At 35.4% G+C, this 20024-nt stretch carries 20 protein-coding genes; 11 read left to right on the forward strand and 9 right to left on the reverse strand.

Going from position 1 to position 20024, the window contains the following annotated elements:
• The first annotated feature begins 61 nt into the window (after positions 1-61).
• From accC to M2265_RS12820, 7 genes are all read left to right on the forward strand, one after another.
• Entirely contained in the window at positions 62-1411 is a 1350-nt protein-coding gene (gene accC, locus M2265_RS12790) for an acetyl-CoA carboxylase biotin carboxylase subunit (RefSeq protein ID WP_031289467.1), read from the forward strand.
• A 75-nt stretch (positions 1412-1486) separates the two neighbouring features.
• Positions 1487-2356 (forward strand): twin-arginine translocase subunit TatC, encoded by an 870-nt coding sequence (tatC, locus tag M2265_RS12795; protein WP_021192040.1) that lies wholly within the window; start codon positions 1487-1489, stop codon positions 2354-2356.
• On the forward strand, positions 2356-2802 hold the full coding sequence (rpiB, locus tag M2265_RS12800; RefSeq protein ID WP_021192041.1) for a ribose 5-phosphate isomerase B: 447 nt from the start codon (positions 2356-2358) through the stop codon (positions 2800-2802). Before tatC ends, rpiB begins: the two co-directional genes overlap by 1 nt.
• Before the next feature lie 87 nt (positions 2803-2889).
• Positions 2890-4464 carry a M28 family peptidase gene (locus M2265_RS12805; RefSeq protein WP_132773441.1) on the forward strand — a complete coding sequence of 525 codons (1575 nt, stop codon included), beginning with the start codon at positions 2890-2892 and terminating at the stop codon, positions 4462-4464.
• A gap of 256 nt (positions 4465-4720) precedes the next feature.
• Positions 4721-7408, forward strand: coding sequence for a carboxypeptidase regulatory-like domain-containing protein (locus M2265_RS12810; RefSeq protein WP_132773439.1), 2688 nt, complete (start codon positions 4721-4723; stop codon positions 7406-7408).
• Positions 7409-7453: 45 nt separating this feature from the next.
• A complete protein-coding gene (locus M2265_RS12815) occupies positions 7454-8350 on the forward strand; it encodes a DnaJ C-terminal domain-containing protein (protein ID WP_021192046.1) in 897 nt (298 codons plus the stop codon).
• A gap of 4 nt (positions 8351-8354) precedes the next feature.
• The gene (locus M2265_RS12820) at positions 8355-8645 is read left to right on the forward strand and encodes a chaperone modulator CbpM (protein WP_132773437.1); all 291 of its coding nucleotides are present in this window, start codon (positions 8355-8357) and stop codon (positions 8643-8645) included.
• Positions 8646-8679: 34 nt separating this feature from the next.
• On the opposite strand, the gene M2265_RS12825 is transcribed toward M2265_RS12820, so the two are convergent.
• The 5 genes from M2265_RS12825 to M2265_RS12845 all read right to left on the reverse strand — a co-directional run bounded on the left by M2265_RS12825 (position 8680) and on the right by M2265_RS12845 (position 13259).
• Positions 8680-9561: a hypothetical protein gene (locus M2265_RS12825; RefSeq protein ID WP_132773435.1), complete on the reverse strand. Its 882-nt coding sequence runs from the start codon at positions 9559-9561 to the stop codon at positions 8680-8682.
• Between the two features lie 43 nt (positions 9562-9604).
• Complete coding sequence (locus tag M2265_RS12830; protein ID WP_132773433.1) at positions 9605-11422, reverse strand: energy transducer TonB; 1818 nt, start codon at positions 11420-11422, stop codon at positions 9605-9607.
• Between the two features lie 27 nt (positions 11423-11449).
• Positions 11450-11824, reverse strand: a complete 375-nt coding sequence (locus tag M2265_RS12835) for a BlaI/MecI/CopY family transcriptional regulator (RefSeq protein WP_021189331.1) — start codon at positions 11822-11824, stop codon at positions 11450-11452.
• Positions 11825-12148: 324 nt separating this feature from the next.
• Positions 12149-12553 carry an alternative ribosome rescue aminoacyl-tRNA hydrolase ArfB gene (gene arfB, locus M2265_RS12840; protein ID WP_021189332.1) on the reverse strand — a complete coding sequence of 135 codons (405 nt, stop codon included), beginning with the start codon at positions 12551-12553 and terminating at the stop codon, positions 12149-12151.
• Positions 12543-13259, reverse strand: a complete 717-nt coding sequence (locus M2265_RS12845; RefSeq protein ID WP_132773431.1) for a DUF1003 domain-containing protein — start codon at positions 13257-13259, stop codon at positions 12543-12545. Before M2265_RS12845 ends, arfB begins: the two co-directional genes overlap by 11 nt.
• Positions 13260-13418: 159 nt before the next feature.
• Between M2265_RS12845 and bshA the strand changes: the two genes are divergently transcribed.
• From bshA to M2265_RS12865, 4 genes are all read left to right on the forward strand, one after another.
• Positions 13419-14555 carry an N-acetyl-alpha-D-glucosaminyl L-malate synthase BshA gene (gene bshA, locus M2265_RS12850; protein ID WP_021189334.1) on the forward strand — a complete coding sequence of 379 codons (1137 nt, stop codon included), beginning with the start codon at positions 13419-13421 and terminating at the stop codon, positions 14553-14555.
• Between the two features lie 77 nt (positions 14556-14632).
• Positions 14633-15337: a UMP kinase gene (gene pyrH / locus M2265_RS12855; protein WP_021189335.1), complete on the forward strand. Its 705-nt coding sequence runs from the start codon at positions 14633-14635 to the stop codon at positions 15335-15337.
• Between the two features lie 30 nt (positions 15338-15367).
• The gene (gene frr, locus M2265_RS12860; protein ID WP_132773429.1) at positions 15368-15931 is read left to right on the forward strand and encodes a ribosome recycling factor; all 564 of its coding nucleotides are present in this window, start codon (positions 15368-15370) and stop codon (positions 15929-15931) included.
• Positions 15932-16061: 130 nt separating this feature from the next.
• Positions 16062-17042, forward strand: coding sequence for a sugar phosphate isomerase/epimerase family protein (locus tag M2265_RS12865; RefSeq protein ID WP_132773427.1), 981 nt, complete (start codon positions 16062-16064; stop codon positions 17040-17042).
• A gap of 54 nt (positions 17043-17096) precedes the next feature.
• On the opposite strand, the gene purE is transcribed toward M2265_RS12865, so the two are convergent.
• From purE to M2265_RS12885, 4 genes are read right to left on the reverse strand one after another with little or no spacing between them, the layout of a single operon-like run.
• Positions 17097-17606 (reverse strand): 5-(carboxyamino)imidazole ribonucleotide mutase, encoded by a 510-nt coding sequence (purE, locus tag M2265_RS12870; protein WP_132773426.1) that lies wholly within the window; start codon positions 17604-17606, stop codon positions 17097-17099.
• A gap of 6 nt (positions 17607-17612) precedes the next feature.
• The gene (locus M2265_RS12875; protein ID WP_132773424.1) at positions 17613-18755 is read right to left on the reverse strand and encodes a 5-(carboxyamino)imidazole ribonucleotide synthase; all 1143 of its coding nucleotides are present in this window, start codon (positions 18753-18755) and stop codon (positions 17613-17615) included.
• A gap of 24 nt (positions 18756-18779) precedes the next feature.
• On the reverse strand, positions 18780-19283 hold the full coding sequence (locus tag M2265_RS12880) for an NADH-quinone oxidoreductase subunit B (RefSeq protein ID WP_021188837.1): 504 nt from the start codon (positions 19281-19283) through the stop codon (positions 18780-18782).
• A complete protein-coding gene (locus tag M2265_RS12885) occupies positions 19280-19879 on the reverse strand; it encodes an NADH-quinone oxidoreductase subunit A (protein ID WP_132773422.1) in 600 nt (199 codons plus the stop codon). Before M2265_RS12885 ends, M2265_RS12880 begins: the two co-directional genes overlap by 4 nt.
• Positions 19880-20024: the final 145 nt, after the last annotated feature.

Genomic DNA, 20024 nt, shown 5'->3' on the forward strand with positions numbered 1-20024 from the left:
GTCGATCAACATGAGCGCACAGGTACTGTGCACTCATACCTCAAAACTTACAGAAAATACAATGTTTAAAAAAATATTAATAGCTAATAGAGGAGAAATCGCTTTACGTATCATCCGCACATGTCGCGAAATGGGTATCAAAAGTGTAGCTGTTTATTCAACAGCTGATAAAGATAGTTTACACGTTCGTTTTGCGGATGAAGCTGTTTGTATCGGTCCTCCTGCCAGTAAAGATTCTTACTTAAACATCCCAAATATTATCTCAGCTGCAGAATTAACAAATGCAGATGCGATTCATCCTGGATATGGTTTCTTAGCAGAAAATGCGAGATTTTCTTCAATATGTGCACAGTATGGTATCAAATTTATTGGTCCCACTGCAGAGCAGATTGAAAAAATGGGCGATAAATCACAAGCAAAAGATACAATGAAACAAGCTGGCGTACCTACGGTACCTGGTTCTGATGGTCTTTTGAGCTCATTGCAAGAAGGTGTTAAACTTGCTAAAGAAATCGGATACCCGGTTATCATTAAGGCTACGGCTGGTGGTGGCGGTAAAGGTATGCGCATTATTTGGAAAGAAGAAGAATTTGAACATGCTTGGGATTCTGCACGTCAGGAATCTGCTGCAGCCTTCGGTAACGACGGTATGTATCTGGAGAAATATGTAGAAGAACCAAGACATATCGAAATTCAGGTAGTAGGTGATCAATACGGTACAGTATGTCACTTATCTGAAAGAGATTGTTCTATTCAACGTCGTCACCAAAAGTTATTGGAAGAAGCTCCTTCACCTTTTATTACGCCAGAATTACGTCAGAAAATGGGCGAAGCGGCTATCAAAGGTGCTAAAGCTGTTAACTATGAAGGTGCTGGTACAGTAGAGTTTTTAGTTGATAAAAACCGTAACTTCTACTTCATGGAAATGAATACACGTATTCAGGTTGAGCATCCAGTAACAGAGGAAGTCATTAATTTTGATTTAATCAAAGAACAAATCAAAGTTGCTGCCGGTATCCCTATTTCAGGTAAAAACTACGAGCCGACCATGCACGCGATCGAATGCCGTATCAATGCTGAAGATCCATTTAATAACTTCCGCCCATCACCAGGAAAGATTACTAATTTCCATTCACCAGGTGGTCACGGTGTACGTATCGATACACATGTATATGCGGGTTACACGATTCCTCCATATTACGATTCGATGATTGCTAAAGTAATCTGTGTTGCGCAAACACGTGAAGAAGCTATCTCAACAATGGAAAGAGCTTTAAGTGAATTTGTTATCGAAGGTATTAAAACAACAATACCTCTTCATTTACGTTTAATGCGCGATCCTAACTTCAGAGCTGGTAACTTTACTACGAAGTTTATGGAAACTTTTGACCTTTCAGAAGATAATGTATAATAAAATTATCTTTACATAGATAAAAAATACCATTCTTTTCAATAAGAATGGTATTTTTGTTTACAAACAATTTTTATGAGTACTACAGAACGGAAAAGCCTAGTCGAATCTATAAAAGATAAAGGAAAAAATTTAGAAGCAGAAATGTCATTCTTTGATCATCTCGAAGTACTGAGATGGCATTTGGTTCGTTCGGTGATTGCAATTTGTATTTTCGCAGGTTTATCATTCACTTTCTATGATTTCGTATTTAACGAAATCATTATGGGGCCAAAAAGTCTTAATTTCTGGACATATAGAATGATGTGTCTTGTTGGTAACAAGTTTAATATCGATGGATTCTGTGTCGAACATATTCCTTTCAATATTATCAATACTGAACTAGCGGGACAGTTTATGTTGCAAATCAACTCTTGTTTGCTCATGTCTTTACTATTGGGTTTCCCTTACATCTTATTTGAAATCTGGCTTTTTATCAAACCAGCTTTAACAGATATTGAACGAAGATCTGCTCGAGGATTTGTTTTTTATGCTACCCTATTGTTTGTATTAGGAGTATTATTTGGTTATTATGTAGTCGTTCCGTTATCTGTTAACTTCTTAGCCAATATTTCATTAAGTATCGAAATTACGAATCAGATTACCATTGACTCTTACCTTTCAACGATCGCTACATTATCGTTAGGCTGTGGTATTGTGTTCTTATTACCAATTCTGATCTTTATCTTATCAAAATTAGGTATTATGACTCCAGAGTTTATGCGTGCAAGCAGAAGATATGCAACGGTTATTATCCTTGTTGTGGCAGCGATTATTACTCCTACAGCGGATGTCATCACCATGTTGACGGTAGCTACCCCAATGTTCCTTTTATACGAAATTAGTATCTTAGTATCAGCGAAAGTTAAAAAACAAAAATTAGCACAAGAAAAAAACAATATATAATGAGTACTGTAAAGACAATTGCAATAGGAAGTGACCATGCAGGTTTTGAATACAAAACGGCTATCGTAGCTTTATTAAAAGAATTAGGTTACGAAGTAAAAGATTTCGGACCATATAATACGGATTCTGTTGATTATCCAGATTATGCTCATCCGGTTGCAAGTGAAGTGGAAGAAGAAAAAGCAACATTAGGTGTATTGATATGCGGTAGCGCAAATGGTGTGGCAATTACAGCAAACAAACATCAAGGGATCCGCGCTTCAATAGCGTGGTTAGAAGAAATTGCAGCATTGGCACGTCAACATAATGATGCTAACATTGTGTGTATTCCAGCAAGATTTATTGATCTTGATCTTGCAAAATCAATCGTTAAAACATTTGTAACGACAGATTTTGAAGGTGGTAGACATGCTACACGTGTTGGTAAAATTGCCTGTGGTTGTTAATTTTAACATAATTTAATAGACGGAGAAAAGGTATATATATACTTTTTCTCCGTTTTTTTTGTTCTATTTGTTCTAAATGAAAAAACAATGAAAAAATTATTCAGTTTAATTTGTCTTATTTCGTCCATTTACAGCTGTGCAGTTGCACAAAATCCAGCTGCAAAATATGCTGATCTGATTACTGAAGAGTCTTCCAGAAAGCATCTTACTATCCTAGCATCTGCAGATCTTGAGGGACGTGGCACAGGTCAAAAAGGTGGTCGTTTGGCTACTGAATACATTGCAAATGAATTTAAAAAATTAGGATTAACACCACCTGTTGCAGGTAAATATTTTCAACCGGTAAGTTTACTAAAAAACAGTTATCAGGTTAAGAGCTTTAAAATTGGAGGCCGTCCTTTTGTCAATGGACAAGATCTACTGGCGTTAGGTAATAATGAGTTGAAATCAATCGACGATAAAGAGATTATTTTTATCGGTTACGGTATTGATGACCCCAAATATTCTGATATCAAAGGAATTGATTTGCAAGACAAAATTGTGATGCTGATCAATAACAAAGAACCTGTTGATGCAAAAGGGAATTCTGTGATCACTGGAACGACAAAATTATCGGAATGGTCCACCGTGCGCAATAAAAAGATTAGAGAGGTGCTAAAACATAAGCCTAAACTTATTCTTGCATACACTGAGGATCTCGGTACATGGCTGGAAAGTGCAGGAGATCGTGCAACCGAAGGACGCTTTAATTTAGCTCAGGATCAAACAGCTCCTGAAACTAATCCAATGCCTATTGTTGTCAATATCACCGATCATGTTGCTAACTATATCCTGAATCAGGGAAAAACAAGTCTTGCAAATATTACATCAAAAATCAATCAGAGTCAAAAGCCTCAATCTTTTGCTATCAATACAAGTTTTAATGCACAATTGGGTATGGTGGCTGAACAATTCACGGATCCTAATGTACTGGGCTTGCTTGAAGGGTCTGATCTGAAAGATGAAATAATTGTTATAGGTGGCCATTATGATCACGACGGCAAAAGTTCAAATGGCACTATCTTTCCTGGAGCTGATGATAATGCTTCAGGAACTACTGCTGTTCTTGAGTTAGCGAAAGCATTTAGTCAGGCTAAAGCTGAGGGCAAAGGTCCTCGGAGAAGTATCTTGTTTATCACATATGCTGCAGAAGAAAAGGGTTTATTAGGGTCTAAGTATTATACCGAAAACCCGGTCTTCCCTCTTGAAAATACCGTTACTTGTATCAATATTGATATGATAGGACGCATTGACGATAAGCATTTAAATGGAAATCACAACTATATTCATTCCATTGGAGCAGATAAATTAAGCTCTGAATTAGCAAGAATCAATAAGGAAGCAAATGATAAATCCAGCAAACTGGAATTAGACTTCATGTACGATAATCCAAAAGATCCAATGCGTCTTTATTACCGATCTGATCATTATAATTTTGCCAGTAAAGGTATTCCTTCAATTTTTTACTTCTCAGGTTTACATCCGCATTATCACACGCCTGAAGATACTGTTGATAAAATAGATTTCCCGATTATGGTCAAAAGAGAAAAATTTATTTTTCAAACGGCTTGGGATGTTGCCAATAGTGCTACAAAACCTGCTGTAGATAGCAAGAAGGATTAAAAATTAGTTGCGTAAGATTTTTAAAGTGGTTCTCCTGAATAAGGAAACCACTTTTTTTTATGTGCTTATTGCACCTAATTAAACGAGTAAAACTGCTTCCTATTTTGATAACCGATCCAACTGATTAAATCGGATAAACAATTTCATGCAGCATAAAACAAAGTGAATGTGTTAAAAATAAGTTAATTAAAAATCGATATATAAAAAAGTAATTATCTTAGCGAGCAATAAACCAACCATTCCTAAAAAGTCAATTATGAAGCTATATGTATTAAGCTTGCTATTTTTATGCATTAATTTTGCCTATTCCCAAAACTCAGGAAGTTTGAAAGGGACTGTTATTGATCATACAAATAAACCGCTTGAAAAAGCAACAGTTTCCATTCTTATGCAACAGGATTCTTCGGTACTCTCCTATTCTCTGACAAATGATAAAGGAGAATTCAACCTCGTTAAACTGCCTGCAAATAAAAATCTGATCTTATATATCTCGCACGTCAATAGCAGCAACTATCATCAGGACATTCTTTTAAATCCTGACGAAAAAAAGCAATTAGATTCGATTAAACTGGGGGGAAAACTATTGGACGAGGTCGTCATTTCTGTTGCACCACCTGTGCGCATGAATAAAGATACATTAGAATATAACACTGATTTTTTTAAGACTAGACCGAACGCCAATGCTGAAGAACTTTTAAAACAGTTGCCTGGTCTACAAATTAATATGGATGGTACTATTTATTATGAAGGTAAAGAAGTTTCTCAGGTAAAAGTAAATGGTAAAGATTTTTTTGCCAGCGATCTGCGAATTGCTACACGCAATCTAGATGCTTCCTTAATTAAAACGGTACAGGTATACCGCGATAAAGGCGAATCAAAAAAAACAGTGGAGGATGAAGAAAAATTACCTATTACCATCAATCTGAAATTCAAAAAAGATTTTCTGAAAGCAAGTTTTGGTAAATTATATGGCAGTGTCGGAACTCGGGACCGCTATGAAGCTGGTGGTCTGTTCAATACTTTTCAAGATACTTTGCAATTGAGTTTAATCGGATTTGGTAATAATATCAATCGAGAAAGTTTTGATTACAATGAACTTAATCAACACGGTGGATTAGGAAGAGCTGAAAATTATGGTTTTAATGACTTTGGTGGCAGAAATTATAATGGCAAAGCAAATGATATTGCCGGTGGCTTTAACCTCAATAATGATTGGGGAAAGAAAACAAAACTAAACCTCATGTACATGTTAAAGTACAAAAATGAAGAAGGCCAAAACCAAGGAAGTCAAACCTCGCTGTATGATAATGTTAAGCAATTTGGCGAAAACGAATATAATAGCTATCGGAAGTCGCTTGCGCACAATATCAATACGCTTTTCAGACACCGAATGGATACAACAGCATACGTCGAGTTTACACCTAAGCTTTCAATTACCAATAATGATGGTAAAACTGATAGCTGGATGAATACCTATACCGAAGACAAAAAAATAAATAACAGCAAAAGCAATAACACATCAGATGGGTATAATATTAATTACGATCATAATTTCCACATTGAAAAACAATTAAGTAAGAAACATCTTGTATCTCTAAAAAATACCATCAATATTAGAAATGATAAATCAGAAGAAATTGGCAATCAATTAACAGAGATATTCCAGAACCCGATCCCAAATACTAGTCTATGGGAAAACAGAACGAATCGAGAGAAATCCAGCAGTATCAAAACTTTTGCTGGGTATAATAATACCAGTATCGAAAAACTAAATTTTGATTTCTATATTTCTTATAATACTTCGAGTAGCAGACCTACACAAAGTTTATTCTATAACAGAGATAATACAGGAACTATCCATGGTGAGCAGTTTGAAAACAGCTATAGTTTTAAATCACAGGAATATGTGACTGCCATGAAATTTTACTGGAAACCTTTCAAAAAATTAGCGGTAAACTTCGGTACAGCATATGCAGTTAAGGATAATCAATTTGATTTATTCAAAATCAATAAACGAAAAACAACTTCGAATGGTTACTGGCTACCTAATATCAATATTCGCTATAAAGATTTTGATCTTTCTTGGTCAAAAGATTTAGAATCACCTGCAACATATCAGATCCAAAGTATTAGGGATACACTAAATCCTCTGATGACGCGACTGTCAGCTTTTTTCTATGAGAATAAACTGCAACAAAGTACGCGCTTTTCATTCAATAAATACACACAAAAATACCAACTGGGATTTAGTTCCGGTGTAAACTATAAAGATAAAAGTGAGGGTCATAGAAGTTGGCGTAATGTGACAAATGGACATTATACCATACAGGCATTTCAAGCAGGATCAACGACTAATTATAATGGCTATTTATATGGTAGATATAATTTTAAAGCTGGTAACGATTGGGTATTTTATATATCCCAAAACAGTAGCTTATATACCTACCAATATTATTCTTCGATCAATGATGTGGACAATAAATTAACTAACCTCGGTATCAATCTAACACAGGAATTTTCTGTAACTTGGAAAAATCTAATCGGTCTAACGCCTAAATATACCTACAGCTGGAACAAGGCTCAGAATTCGGTTAAAAACAATCCCGATTTTATTGCTACCGCTAATAGAACACACAATGTTGGCGTTGGATTAAATATAAATCCTATAAAAGGTTTTTCTTTAGAGACCTCCTATTCACTAGAGAATAGGGCAAGTGGCCTAAGTGGAAGAGACAATTATCATATACTGAACTCTTCTATTTATTACACGTTGAAAAATAATTCCCAGATCAAATTAACGGGTTTTGACATTTTAAATCAAAACAGACAGAACTACTGGGGTACCAGTGGCAATACAACCTATTTTCAAAACACGGTTACTTTAAGACAGTACTTTTTGTTAGGATATATTTATAAATTTAAAGTAACAAAACTGAAAAATTAAACAAACAGGCTTCACAATTGTTGAAACTATAGCAACTAAAATAATATGGCATTTGAAGATTACTATAAAGTACTTGGCATAAGCAAAACGGCATCTGTTGATGATGTAAAAAAAGCTTATCGAAAATTAGCCCGCAAATATCATCCCGATCTCAATCCTAATGATGAGGCTGCAAAACAGAAGTTTCAAGAGATTAATGAAGCCAATGAGGTATTATCCGATCCGGAAAAACGTAAGAAATATGATCAATATGGTGAAAACTGGCAGCGAGGAGAGGAATATGAGCGGTCTCAACAGCAGTACCGACAGTCGAATGAAAATCCTTTCGGAGGTTCGCAGGGCTATACAGGAAATTTTGATGATGGACAATTTTCAGATTTTTTCGAACAAATGTTTGGTAACCGCTCCGGGGGCGGAAGAAGAAATAACTTTCGTGGACAAGATTTCAATGCTGAATTGGAGTTAACACAACAACAAGCTTATACGACTCATGCACAAACCTTTACGATTAATGGTAAGAACATCCGAATCAACATACAGGCGGGTGTAGAAGATGGTCAGAAAATTAAACTTAAAGGCCTTGGTAGTGAAGGTGTAAACGGAGGGCCAAAAGGAGATCTTTATATTACTTTTCACATCATCGCTGATCCAAAGTTTAAACGTCAGGGTAATGACCTTTATACAACATTAGATATCGATCTGTATACCGCTATTTTAGGCGGGGATGCCATCATTGATACATATGGCGGTAAAATAAAACTTAAAATTCAACCTGAAACACAAAATAATGCCAAAGTTAGGTTAAAAGGAAAAGGTTTTCCTGTCTATAAAAAAGATGGTGAATTTGGAGATCTATATGTCAGTATGAACGTGATGATACCAACCAATTTAACCGACAAAGAAAAAGAACTATTCAAACAGTTGGCCGATTTAAAGAAATAATCCTATGGAAAGGACCCTAATTAAATTATCTGATTACTGCTATTCAAGGAAAGCGGAGATTACTTTTATAGAAACTTTAAATGAGTATGGTCTTCTCCATATTATCATCCAACAGGAAGAAAAATATATTGAAGAGGAGCAGCTTCGCGATCTGGAAAGATTTTCGGACTGGTACTATGAGTTAGATGTAAATCCTGCTGGTATTGAGGTGGCACATCATCTCATTCAGAAAGTGGAAGCATTACAAAGTGAATTACAGCGCATAAAAAATCAGCTTAAAGCTTTGGAATCATAATTCAAAGCTTTAAGCTGATTTCTACAATATGGTATTAATAATCTAAGTCTTTATCAACTGTTATTGTATCTTTCCAAATCACATTATGCCGTAAATCTGTTAATTCAATTCTATAAGCACCTTTACAAACTACAAACGAACCATATGATTGTCCTGGTTTAACAAGCCGGTAAATAATCAAATGGTTTTTTCCTTCAATGGTATTGGCAGAAAAACCCTTCATTAAAGTATAATTTTCCTTTTGTATATATTGATCAGGAATACGGTAATCAAAATGCCCCCTGCTGCTATCATCAGGACATAGAATTTCGGTACGACTTGGCGTAAAAATATAATGCTGTCTATACATAGAAGCATTTGATATCGCCAGATCTTCAATGTGATCAAAATTCTTAAAGTACTTTTCGGGGATAATGTAAATCAAACTGACATACTCTTCTCTTCCCAATTGCTGCTTAAAGGGAACCATAGCATGATAAATAACTTGTTTGTTTAAGGTCGTAGTTCGATAATAGTATTTCCCTTCTGCTGTCCTTTTAATTTCGAATCCATCTCTTGACAACAATTCTTTTGTATTTTTAAACCGCTCATCCGATTTGTTATTGATTAAGCTGATCAATCTAAATGTCGTATCTCCAAGACTTTTCCCATTGAACAACACCGTATACTTCGTTGCATCATAACCTAATTTCTTTATAATCTTCTGATCGTCATGTGAAAGATGAACAGTTTGTAGTCCTGTTTTCGTCTTTTCATCATAATTTGAGAAATTTTCACCGACATATACAGACAGATTTCGTTCGACATTAACAAAATACTCATCACCATCAACAATAAAACCTTTTGGAGTGAATTGATAAGCTGATCGACAAGACGTTAATAAGAATAGTCCAAATAAAATATAAAAAGCTTTCATAACATTATTCAAAAAAGGCGCCATTGCATAAAACGTTATTTAATTATTGGGCAGCTGTATTTAATCGGATAGGCATTGTGTAAGCAACCCTTACATGCTGTCCATTTTGTATCGCAGGTTTCCATTTTTCAGGATAATTCTTCAAAACATTCACAGCCTCCTGTCCAGTTCCGTACTTTAAATCTCTTTTTATATCAAAGTTAGATAGGCTACCATCTTTTTCAACGATGAATGATACTTCTACGACACCGTTAATATTATTTTCTAAGGCCTCCTTTGGAAAATTGTAATTTTCTCCCACATAATTCATAAAATCACGCATCCCCCTTGGTGGCGCTGGTTTAACTTCAACCGCGGAAAATATAACCGTATTTTCCTCTGGTTTCTTGGGTTCCGGAAAACGAACTTCATCAGGAGACGATTTAATAGGTTTCTTCTTTGGCACTTCATCTTTTGTTACTTTCGGTGGTGGGAAACGAACGACATCCTCCGAAGATTTAACAGACTTCTTCTTTGGTACTTCATCCTTCGTAATTATAGGTGGCGGAAATCTAATAATATTTTCTGTAGATCCGTCTGAAGAGGTCTCCTTATTGCTTTTAGATTTTGCAGGTCCAAAGCTACCTGCCGCTAATTTCACCGGAAGTGAGTAGGATGACCGAACGGCTTTACCATTTTGAATCGCAGGTTTCCATTTTTTTCCATTTTTCACGAGATTCTGAATCATCGCCCCAGCACCAAATCCAATATCATTCTTAGTTTTAACATTTGTAATACGGCCGTCCTTTTCTACTACAAAAGCAATCTCAACAGTACCATTAATTCCATTTTCAAGCATCTCTTGAGAGTACTTAAAATTTTGACGTATATACTTTTGATAAGCCTGCATACCTCCTGAAGGTTGTGCTAGCACTTCTGGATTACTAAGAATCTTTTCCTGTTGTACACCTTCTGGTTCGATATCCATCAGTTTAGTTACTGCCTCCGATACTACTGGTAATTTCACATCGATCACTTTATCAATCAGTTCAGTTTTTGCGTCAACGGTATTGTTTAATACGAGTCCCACCAAACCTACTAAACCAGCAATTGGAATAATCAACATATATTTCCACTGGTTTGATTTCTTTGATTTATTTTGAAATAACATCATAATTCTCTTTTTTAAAATGGACTCTGTGGCAAAGCCATGTGATAACACATCTGTCGATACCCGGAGCGCATTTGCAATTAATAATTCTGCATAAGATGCTTTATCTTTTGCAGCACAAAGTTGATCAGCAATACATTCATGCTGAAATTTCAATTCTCTGATATAAAAAAAGAATACAGGATTAAACCAATTAAAAACTCGAACAATCTCTAAAAAAAGAATATCATAAGAATGCCCTTGCTGTACATGAACTAATTCATGACGGTGGATGATTTCATTTTCTTTCACTTCCTCACCGATATAAACAAAATTCAAAAAAGAAAATGAGTCGCTGCCATCAGCTTTATGAAACCTACGGTATAGCTTATACAATCGAATTAGTAAAAACGAAGTAGCAACGATGATTGAGACCCAATAAACGAGTTCAACATTCGAATGCAGTTGCCAAAATTGCTGTTTACCCACGATTTCAATTTCAGGTATACTAAATTCTGTTAATTCCAGCGAAATAGCAGGAATTAACGTAGTCTTATAATCCATTTCAGATAGATCTACAAATTGTATTGCTGGTAATGTAAAAGATAATAATACAGCAACCAATAAATAGATCCGATTTCCTTGGAAAAATGTGAGTTTTCTCAGGACTAAATGATAAAGTAAATAGCATATGACGAGGCTTGTGTTTGCTAAAATCAGATAAGCTATCATAATTCAGGTGTTAAGTGATTGAAATCTTTAAATTTTCTTTTGTTTGGCAATCATCTCTAATAATTCGTTGACTTCGCCGAGATCAAGTTTATTCTCTTCAAGAAAATAAGATAACATGCTGCTCGCTGAATTATCAAAATAATTATTTAAAAGTTTCCCTGTAATCAGTTTCTTATACTCTTCTTTTGTAATCTTAGGGATATATCGATGACTTTTCCCATAAGATTCGTGCACTAAGAAACCCTTGGTTTCTAAAATCCGCACTATGGTCGAGACTGTATTGTAAGCTGGTTTGGGCTCTGGTAAACGATCTATCACTTCTTTAACAAAGGCTCCATCCATTTCCCAAAGCTCATGCATGATTTGCTCTTCAGCTTTTGTAAGTTCTTTAATTTCGTTCATAACTCTATTTATTAAAATGGCACGTCTGCCGATAATCGATTATATAACAAGTATAAAACTAAAAACCTAGTTATCAAACTAATTTTTTAGTTTACAACATATTGCACTGATATACAATGAATTAAAATTAACAATAAAGTTACATTGTCATATTGTAAGAGACTATTGCTAAATTGAATCATTTGGGATAACTGTAATTTAGGTTCATTAAATTCCTATAAATACTGAAGAATTACCTTCAATATTTACAGGAATATACTAGCATAGGCCTAAGTGGCTATATTTTAAATTTGAGTTTTAAGCTTGAATGATTTTTAATAGCCATTATTCAGCACTCCAACGTCGGTTACTCTTCTTTTCTGATTGTTTCGCCTTTCTATCTAGCCTATCTAAAACTTTCCGATAAGGTATTTTTGTTTTTTTCCGTGCTTTTACGGGTGTCAATGTCGTTTTGATAATATGTAAAAATCGTTCGATTGCAATTTCTTTGTTTTTCAATTGAGAACGATCTGTATCACATTCTAATTGAAAGATACCATCTTTATTGATACGGTTACTTAATGTTTCCATAATGAGACTCTTCATATCCTCATCAACGCATGTACTGGCCAAAACTGGCCATTGTAACAGGACCTTAGTTGAAACTTTATTGACATTTTGTCCCCCTGCTCCACCCGAACGTGCAAATTTAAAGGTTAATTCTCTTAATAATAATTCTTTATTTACCATTGTTACTTCTTTCCAACTTATCTATTTTATTGATTAGATCTTTTATGATATCTAACTGGAACTGCTGCATCTCGATGAGCTCCTGTTCTTTATGAATCAATAAATGATCTATCTTTTCATGTAAAGTACGTATTTCCAACTCTGCTTTAAGATTGACCATATAATCATTCTGCGCTCTTTTACGGTCTTTATCCTCTTGTCTGTTTTGACTCATCATAATAACGGGAGCCTGTAAAGCAGCAATACAGGATAACAACAAATTGAGCAATATAAATGGATATGGGTCAAATCCTTTGTTACTCAACCAATACATATTTAACACAATCCAACAAACTAAAAATCCTAAAAAGGATAAAATGAATGTCCAGCTCCCTCCAAAGCCAGCAACTCTATCTGCAATACGTTCCCCAAAAGAATCTGCAACTTCCTCTTGGTCAATAGATGCGCTAATCATCTGATTATTATTCATACTCTCAATCACCAGCTGATCTAAACGTGTAAGCTCTCCCAGCTCATTTTTCAAGATAGTTGAGATATACTTTTCTTTATATCCATCCAGTTCGCTAGCGGCAATGAGAGATTCTTTTGAAAATTCTGGAAAATCCTCCTTGACAAGATCAAAAATAGAAGTTCTTAATGTAGATCCCAACACTTTACTGGTAATGGGAAATGTCTTTCCAGATATACTGCTTACAAAAGTCTTCATAATAAGTTTAGTTAATATATAACAAGATAATTTATTTCCAGCAATAAACCAGCAATACCGATTCATAATACCTGAAAATAGTCCTTCACAAATTATTGCATTCGTGTGATTGGCTGTTTTACAAATTAATCTTTAATTTGCAGTAAATAAATAAGCATTATGAAAATAGGGATTGTATGTTATCCAACATTCGGCGGTAGTGGCGTCGTAGCAACAGAACTTGGAAAGGCTTTAGCTACGCATGGACATCAGGTTCACTTCATCACTTACCGGCAACCTGCCCGCTTGGATTTTTTTTCGGAAAATCTATTTTATCACGAAGTTGCTGTTTCACAATATCCTCTTTTTGATTTCTTGCCATACGAATCTGCCTTAGCAAGTAAACTTGTTGATGTTGTTCGTTTTGAAAAACTAGACGTCATCCACGTTCACTACGCCATTCCACATGCTTCAGCTGCTTTTATGGCTAAACAAATCTTATTAACTTACGGCATCAATATCCCTGTTGTAACGACATTACATGGCACTGATATTACTTTAGTTGGTAAAGATAAAAGCTTTAGCCCTGTCGTTACTTTTTCAATTAATCAGTCTGATGGTGTAACAACCGTATCACAGAGTTTAAAGGATCAAACGCTTACTTATTTTGATATTAAGCGAGACATTCAAGTTATTCCTAATTTCATTGATCTGGAACGCTTTAGTATAAAAGACCGTTCTCATTTTAAACGAGCTATTGCTCCTGGAAATGAACGCATTTTGATTCATACCTCCAACTTTCGAAAAGTTAAAAATACCGGAGATGTGATTCGCATATTTCAAAAAGTAAATGAACATATCCCCAGTAAACTATTAATGGTTGGTGATGGACCAGAACGGACGAATGCTGAAGAATTATGTCGTGATCTTGGTGTATGTCAAGATGTTCGCTTTCTGGGTAAACAAGATGCTGTTGAAGAAATTCTATCCGTATCCGATCTTTTCTTAATGCCATCAAGTTCTGAAAGTTTTGGTCTAGCCGCTTTGGAAGCAATGGCCTGTAAAGTTCCTGTTATTTCAACCAATACGGGAGGTTTACCAGAACTGAATGTTAATGGAGAAACAGGATTCTTAAGTGATATTGGTGATGTTGATGAAATGGCGAAAAATGCAATCTATATTTTAGAGGATAATGATCGCCTAGAAAAGTTTAAAGATGCTGCATTAGAGCGAGCTAAAACATTCCAGCTTAGTAATATTATGCCCCAATACGAGGAATATTATAGGCAGGTGATAGAAAAAGTTAAAAATTCCTAATAAATATGACATTCGTCCTTATCGGATGAAAAAAAAATTTTATCTTTGGCCTTTGGAGAATTTCCAAAAAAACAATTATGAAATACAAACGTATCCTATTAAAACTTAGCGGCGAATCCTTAATGGGAGATCAAAGCTATGGCATTGACATCAAGAGAGTTGCACAATATGCAAAAGACATCAAAGAGTTACATACTCAAGGCTTAGAAATTGCTATTGTTATTGGTGGAGGTAATATCTATAGAGGTTTAAGTGCAGAACAGTCTGGTATGGACCGTGTACAAGCGGATTATATGGGCATGTTAGCAACGGTTATCAATAGTATGGCGTTGCAAGATGGTCTTGAAAAAGTAGGTTTGAAAACCCGTTTGTTGACAGCTATTAAGATGGAGCAGATCTGTGAGCCTTTTATTCGCAGAAGAGCTGTGCGTCACCTTGAAAAAGGTCGTATTGTTATCTTTGGAGCCGGAACGGGTAACCCATATTTTACGACGGACACCGCAGCTTCACTTCGTGCGATTGAAATTAATGCAGATGCAGTTTTAAAAGGTACTCGTGTTGATGGTATTTATACTGCAGACCCTGAAAAAGATCCTTCAGCTACACGTTTTGATGAAATTTCATTTACAGAAGTGTATCAAAGAGGTTTGAATGTAATGGATATGACAGCATTTACACTGTGTCAAGAAAACAACTTACCAATTATTGTGTTCGATATGAACAAGCCTGGTAACTTGTCTAAATTAGCCAACGGAGAGCCGGTAGGTACTATCGTACGCTAATCATAAAAAAGAAAAAAACGATATTAAGATATGAATGAATTGATTTCACTTGAATTGGACGATTGTAAGGAGAATATGTCCAAAGCTGTTTCTTTTACAGAATCAGAATTAACAAAAATTCGTGCCGGAAAAGCTTCACCATCTATGTTAGATGGCATTTCGGTTGATTATTATGGATCTCCAACTCCGTTGGCTCAAGTTAGTAATATTAATACAACTGACGCACGTACTATTGTTATCCAACCATGGGAAAAACAATTGATCAATGCTATTGAAAAAGCTATCACAGATGCTAACTTAGGTGTTAACCCACAAAATGATGGTATTGTGATCCGTTTGGTAATTCCTGCTTTAACAGAAGAAAGAAGACGTGATTTAGTAAGAAAGGCAAAAGAAGAAACTGAAAAAGGTCGTGTTGTTGTTCGTAATATCCGCAAAGAAACAAATGAGTCTTTGAAAAAATTGAAAAATGACGGTGCTTCTGAAGACGAAATAAAAGTTGGTGAAGCTGAAGTTCAGAAATTGACTGATTTATACATTGCAAAAGTTGATAAATTAGCAGAATTAAAAGAAAAAGATATCATGACGGTATAATTTTCTTTTCTGAGAATATTAAAATGGGGATGTATGCTATACATCCCCATTTTTTATTTTATAATAATGGTTTTCTTTAAAATTAGTTGTAACTTAATCCTTAAACTAAACTACAAACAAATTAAACAGTATGAATAATTCACGCCGTCAATTTATCAAAAAAGCTGGTCTTGGACTTTCTGCAGCATATTTCCTACCACAGCTCCTTTCTTGTGAAAGTAAGAAACCAGGTATTGATTCACCTTTTGCTAATATAGGTGTACAACTATATTCGATTCGAGATCTGATGACTGCAAACCCGACCGATTCTTTACAGCAGGTTTCTAAAATAGGTTATAAGCATGTTGAAACATATGGAATAGATACTGTAGCAAAAAGTTTTTGGGGTTTAGATTATAAAAGTTTAAAAAAAGTATTAGACGATAACGGCCTAAAATCGCATAGCGGTCATTACGATATGTCAAAATACTTCAGCCGAAACCATCAAGATAAAGAGGATCTAAATATCTATTTTGATGCGGCAAAAGAGTTAGGACAAGAATATGTTATCGCTCCTGTCTCTCCAATGTTTGATATTTCTGCCTTAAAGAAGGATGATTTTCTTTACATAGCTGAACAGCTAAATAAAGCGGGTGAAGCCGCTAAGAAACATGGTTTAAAGGTTGCTTTCCATAATCATTTCTGGGAATTTAGAGATTTAGGAAATGGCACCAAAGGGGAAGAAGTATTGTTGGCTTTTACAGAGCCCGACCTTGTTGATTTTGAACTTGATTTATACTGGGCAGAAAAGGCAGGAATTAACCCTGTCAGTTTATTTGAAAAATTTCCGAACCGATTCAAACTATGGCATATCAAGGATATGGATAAAGCATTTACAAAAACTATTGTTGGACCTGAATTTGACAAATTAGACTTTGGCGCAATTTCAAAAGAGGTAAAATATACAGAAGTTGGAACTGGCCATATTGATTTTATTGCTATCGCACAGGCAAAAGCAAAAGCTGGTTTAAAATATGCTTTTGTTGAACAAGATGATATCTATCTACCTAATAAATTTGAGAGCTTAAAGAAAAGCTACGATTACGTAGAACAGCATTTAGCTAAAATATAATTATAAAAATAAAGGGGGCTTAAGCCCCCTTTATTTTTATAATTATATTCACACTTAAAAAGTCATTTTTTCAACTTCTTCAGCTGTTTCAATCACTTTTGCAGCTAATTCAGTTTTAAAAGCGATGATATTTTTTTCGATTTCTTTATCTTGTGTTCCTATTATCTGCGCGGCAAGGATACCTGCATTTTTCGCTGCATTCAATGCCACTGTCGCTACAGGAATACCATTTGGCATCTGTAAGATCGATAATACCGAATCCCATCCATCAATTGAATTAGATGACTTTACCGGAACTCCGATAACAGGCAGATGCGTAATTGATGCTACCATACCTGGTAAATGTGCTGCTCCACCTGCACCTGCAATAATAACTTTCAAACCTCTTTTCGCCGCATCTTGCGCATAATCAAACATTCGTTGCGGCGTACGATGTGCGGAAACAATCGTTACTTCGAAAGGAACTCCCAATGTTTTTAATACATCTACTGCATCTTGCATTACAGGTAAGTCTGATTTACTTCCCATAATAATTCCAACTAAAACCTGGTTCAATGTTGACATATATTTTTAAGCTTTTACTTTTAAAATTTCTTGTACTTTTCTAGCATTACTGATGGCTAATTCACGGTCGTCATTGATAATACACACGTGTCCCATCTTACGGAAAGGTTTAGTGAATTTTTTGCCATACAAGTGTACATATACACCTTCCATAGCCAGAATCTCTTCTACACCCTCGTATTTAGCTAATCCTTCATAACCTTCTTCACCAAGAAGATTTATCATCACTGCATTAGAACGGCAACGTGTATCGCCTAATGGCAAATTAAAGATCGCTCTCAAATGTTGTGCAAATTGAGAAACATAGTTCCCTTCTATCGTTTGATGACCACTATTATGTGTACGTGGCGCAAGTTCATTGACTAATATCTCACCGTCTTTTGTTAAGAACATCTCAACAGCTAGAAGCCCGACAATCTGTAAGTCATTGGCAATCTTCTTGGCTAATTCTTCTGCTCGTTGCTGAATATCGAAACCATATGTTGAAGGTGCTATTAAAAACTCCACCAGGTTAGCTTCGGGATTAAACTCCATTTCTACCATTGGAAAAGTTGCAACATCACCATCATCATTTCGTGCGACTATAACAGCTATTTCTTTTTCGAAATCAACCCATTCTTCAATTAAAGAGGGTTCATCAAAAGCAGTTTCTAAATCATCAACTGTGTTTATCTTCTTCACTCCCTTACCATCATAACCATCTTTACGTAGTTTTTGAATATAAGGAATAGTCAAATTTGTATTTTTAAGATTCTCTTTGGTAGAGATCAGCTGAAATGCCGAAGTTGGAATATCATTTTGTTTAAAAAACTGCTTTTGCAATCCTTTATCTTGTATAAGACGAATGATACGCGATTGTGGATAGACAAGTACACCTTCTTCTTCCAATTTTTCTAAGGCGTCCACATTTACCTTTTCGATCTCAATGGTAATCATATCAAGATCTTTTCCAAAATTGTATACAGTTTCAAAATCGCTCAGAGAGCCACATTCAAAACGATTGCATAATTTACGGCAAGGAGCATTCTTATCTGGATCAAGAATGTGAACATTAACGTTATAATTAATGGCCTCTTGAATCAACATACGGCCCAATTGACCACCGCCAAGAACACCTAATTGCAAATCACCATAAAAATCTTTTCCCATGTCTATTTTTCTATTTCTATTCTATTAAGCTTTTTGGTTAAACAACTGTTCTCCCAATAAACTTTCTTTTTCAATTTTCTTTTGTAGTTCTAAAAATGCGCCAATCAATGCTTCTGGTCTCGGAGGACAGCCTTGCACATATACATCCACCGGTATAACGCGATCAACTCCCTTTACAACATGATATCCATGTTGCCAATATGGCCCTCCACAATTTGAACATGATCCCATCGAAATCACATATTTTGGTTCTGGCATCTGTTCATATAGCTTCCGAATACGATCGGCCATTTTAAAGGTTACCGTCCCTGCTATAATCATCACATCCGACTGTCTAGGTGAAGGACGAGGAAAAACCCCTAATCGATCGAGATCATAATTGGCAGCCATGGCTCCCATCATCTCGATGGCACAGCAGGCTATACCAAAACTAATCGGCCACATCGATGATAGTCTTGCCCAATTCAGGAGATCGTCCAATTTGGCTACAATAACACCATTATTCTGTATTTGACTTTCTAAACTCATGATGTTGCTCCTGGTTTTTTGAATCTGGGTTTAAAAGCTATTTTTGCGGCTACAGGCGTTTCTTCATTAGCTTTTTCTGCAGTTGTTTTATCGTCTAACTGCGCTGTATACGCCCTTAAGGGATAAGTTGCTTGATTAAGACCATCATAAGCATTACTTGGAATACTTACATTGACCTTTGGTCGTTGATGTATCGGCTTTACCCACTCGAGATCGCCCTTTACCCACACAAAAATCAACCCTATAATAAGTATACCTACAAATAATGCCATTTCAATCAGAGTAAACCAACCCCATCTTCCATCGGCGGCAATGTATTCGGCCTGCCCAAATACAGTAGCCCAAGGAAATATGAAAATGAGCTCTACATCAAAAAGTAAAAATATAAGTGCAATAACATAAAATCTTGGGTTAAATTGAACCCAAGAAGAGCCTACTGCGTCTTCACCACATTCATAAGTACTTAATTTTTGAGGAGTAGGTTTATTTACAGAAAGCATTCTTCCTGCCATAATGGTCATCGCAACTAAAAATATGCCTACCAAAATTATGATAAGTATCTTTCCGTATTCCGATAATTGCCCGGGGTCATCCATTGTTTTACAAAGTTAAAAAATAATTCTATTACAATCAGAACTAAGTCTAAAATACAAAAAAATAAATACGAATTGTCAAAAGATATCAGAGAATCCATGCCCTTATAGCTCATTTATTTCATCTTTGATAACTCTATGACAATAG

Source organism: Sphingobacterium kitahiroshimense (assembly GCF_025961315.1).
In the GTDB taxonomy this organism is placed as follows: Bacteria; Bacteroidota; Bacteroidia; order Sphingobacteriales; family Sphingobacteriaceae; genus Sphingobacterium; species Sphingobacterium anhuiense.

Coding starts and splice junctions, on each gene's coding strand:
- arfB (WP_021189332.1), bottom strand. CDS start 12,553: ATGGTAAATAAAGAATTATTATTAAGAGAATTAACCTTTAAATTTGCA.
- M2265_RS12865 (WP_132773427.1), top strand. CDS start 16,062: ATGAATAATTCACGCCGTCAATTTATCAAAAAAGCTGGTCTTGGACTT.
- M2265_RS12815 (WP_021192046.1), top strand. CDS start 7,454: ATGGCATTTGAAGATTACTATAAAGTACTTGGCATAAGCAAAACGGCA.
- accC (WP_031289467.1), top strand. CDS start 62: ATGTTTAAAAAAATATTAATAGCTAATAGAGGAGAAATCGCTTTACGT.
- M2265_RS12885 (WP_132773422.1), bottom strand. CDS start 19,879: ATGGATGACCCCGGGCAATTATCGGAATACGGAAAGATACTTATCATA.
- frr (WP_132773429.1), top strand. CDS start 15,368: ATGAATGAATTGATTTCACTTGAATTGGACGATTGTAAGGAGAATATG.
- tatC (WP_021192040.1), top strand. CDS start 1,487: ATGAGTACTACAGAACGGAAAAGCCTAGTCGAATCTATAAAAGATAAA.
- M2265_RS12810 (WP_132773439.1), top strand. CDS start 4,721: ATGAAGCTATATGTATTAAGCTTGCTATTTTTATGCATTAATTTTGCC.
- M2265_RS12830 (WP_132773433.1), bottom strand. CDS start 11,422: ATGATAGCTTATCTGATTTTAGCAAACACAAGCCTCGTCATATGCTAT.
- M2265_RS12880 (WP_021188837.1), bottom strand. CDS start 19,283: ATGAGTTTAGAAAGTCAAATACAGAATAATGGTGTTATTGTAGCCAAA.
- purE (WP_132773426.1), bottom strand. CDS start 17,606: ATGTCAACATTGAACCAGGTTTTAGTTGGAATTATTATGGGAAGTAAA.
- bshA (WP_021189334.1), top strand. CDS start 13,419: ATGAAAATAGGGATTGTATGTTATCCAACATTCGGCGGTAGTGGCGTC.
- rpiB (WP_021192041.1), top strand. CDS start 2,356: ATGAGTACTGTAAAGACAATTGCAATAGGAAGTGACCATGCAGGTTTT.
- M2265_RS12805 (WP_132773441.1), top strand. CDS start 2,890: ATGAAAAAATTATTCAGTTTAATTTGTCTTATTTCGTCCATTTACAGC.
- pyrH (WP_021189335.1), top strand. CDS start 14,633: ATGAAATACAAACGTATCCTATTAAAACTTAGCGGCGAATCCTTAATG.
- M2265_RS12845 (WP_132773431.1), bottom strand. CDS start 13,259: ATGAAGACTTTTGTAAGCAGTATATCTGGAAAGACATTTCCCATTACC.
- M2265_RS12835 (WP_021189331.1), bottom strand. CDS start 11,824: ATGAACGAAATTAAAGAACTTACAAAAGCTGAAGAGCAAATCATGCAT.
- M2265_RS12875 (WP_132773424.1), bottom strand. CDS start 18,755: ATGGGAAAAGATTTTTATGGTGATTTGCAATTAGGTGTTCTTGGCGGT.
- M2265_RS12825 (WP_132773435.1), bottom strand. CDS start 9,561: ATGAAAGCTTTTTATATTTTATTTGGACTATTCTTATTAACGTCTTGT.
- M2265_RS12820 (WP_132773437.1), top strand. CDS start 8,355: ATGGAAAGGACCCTAATTAAATTATCTGATTACTGCTATTCAAGGAAA.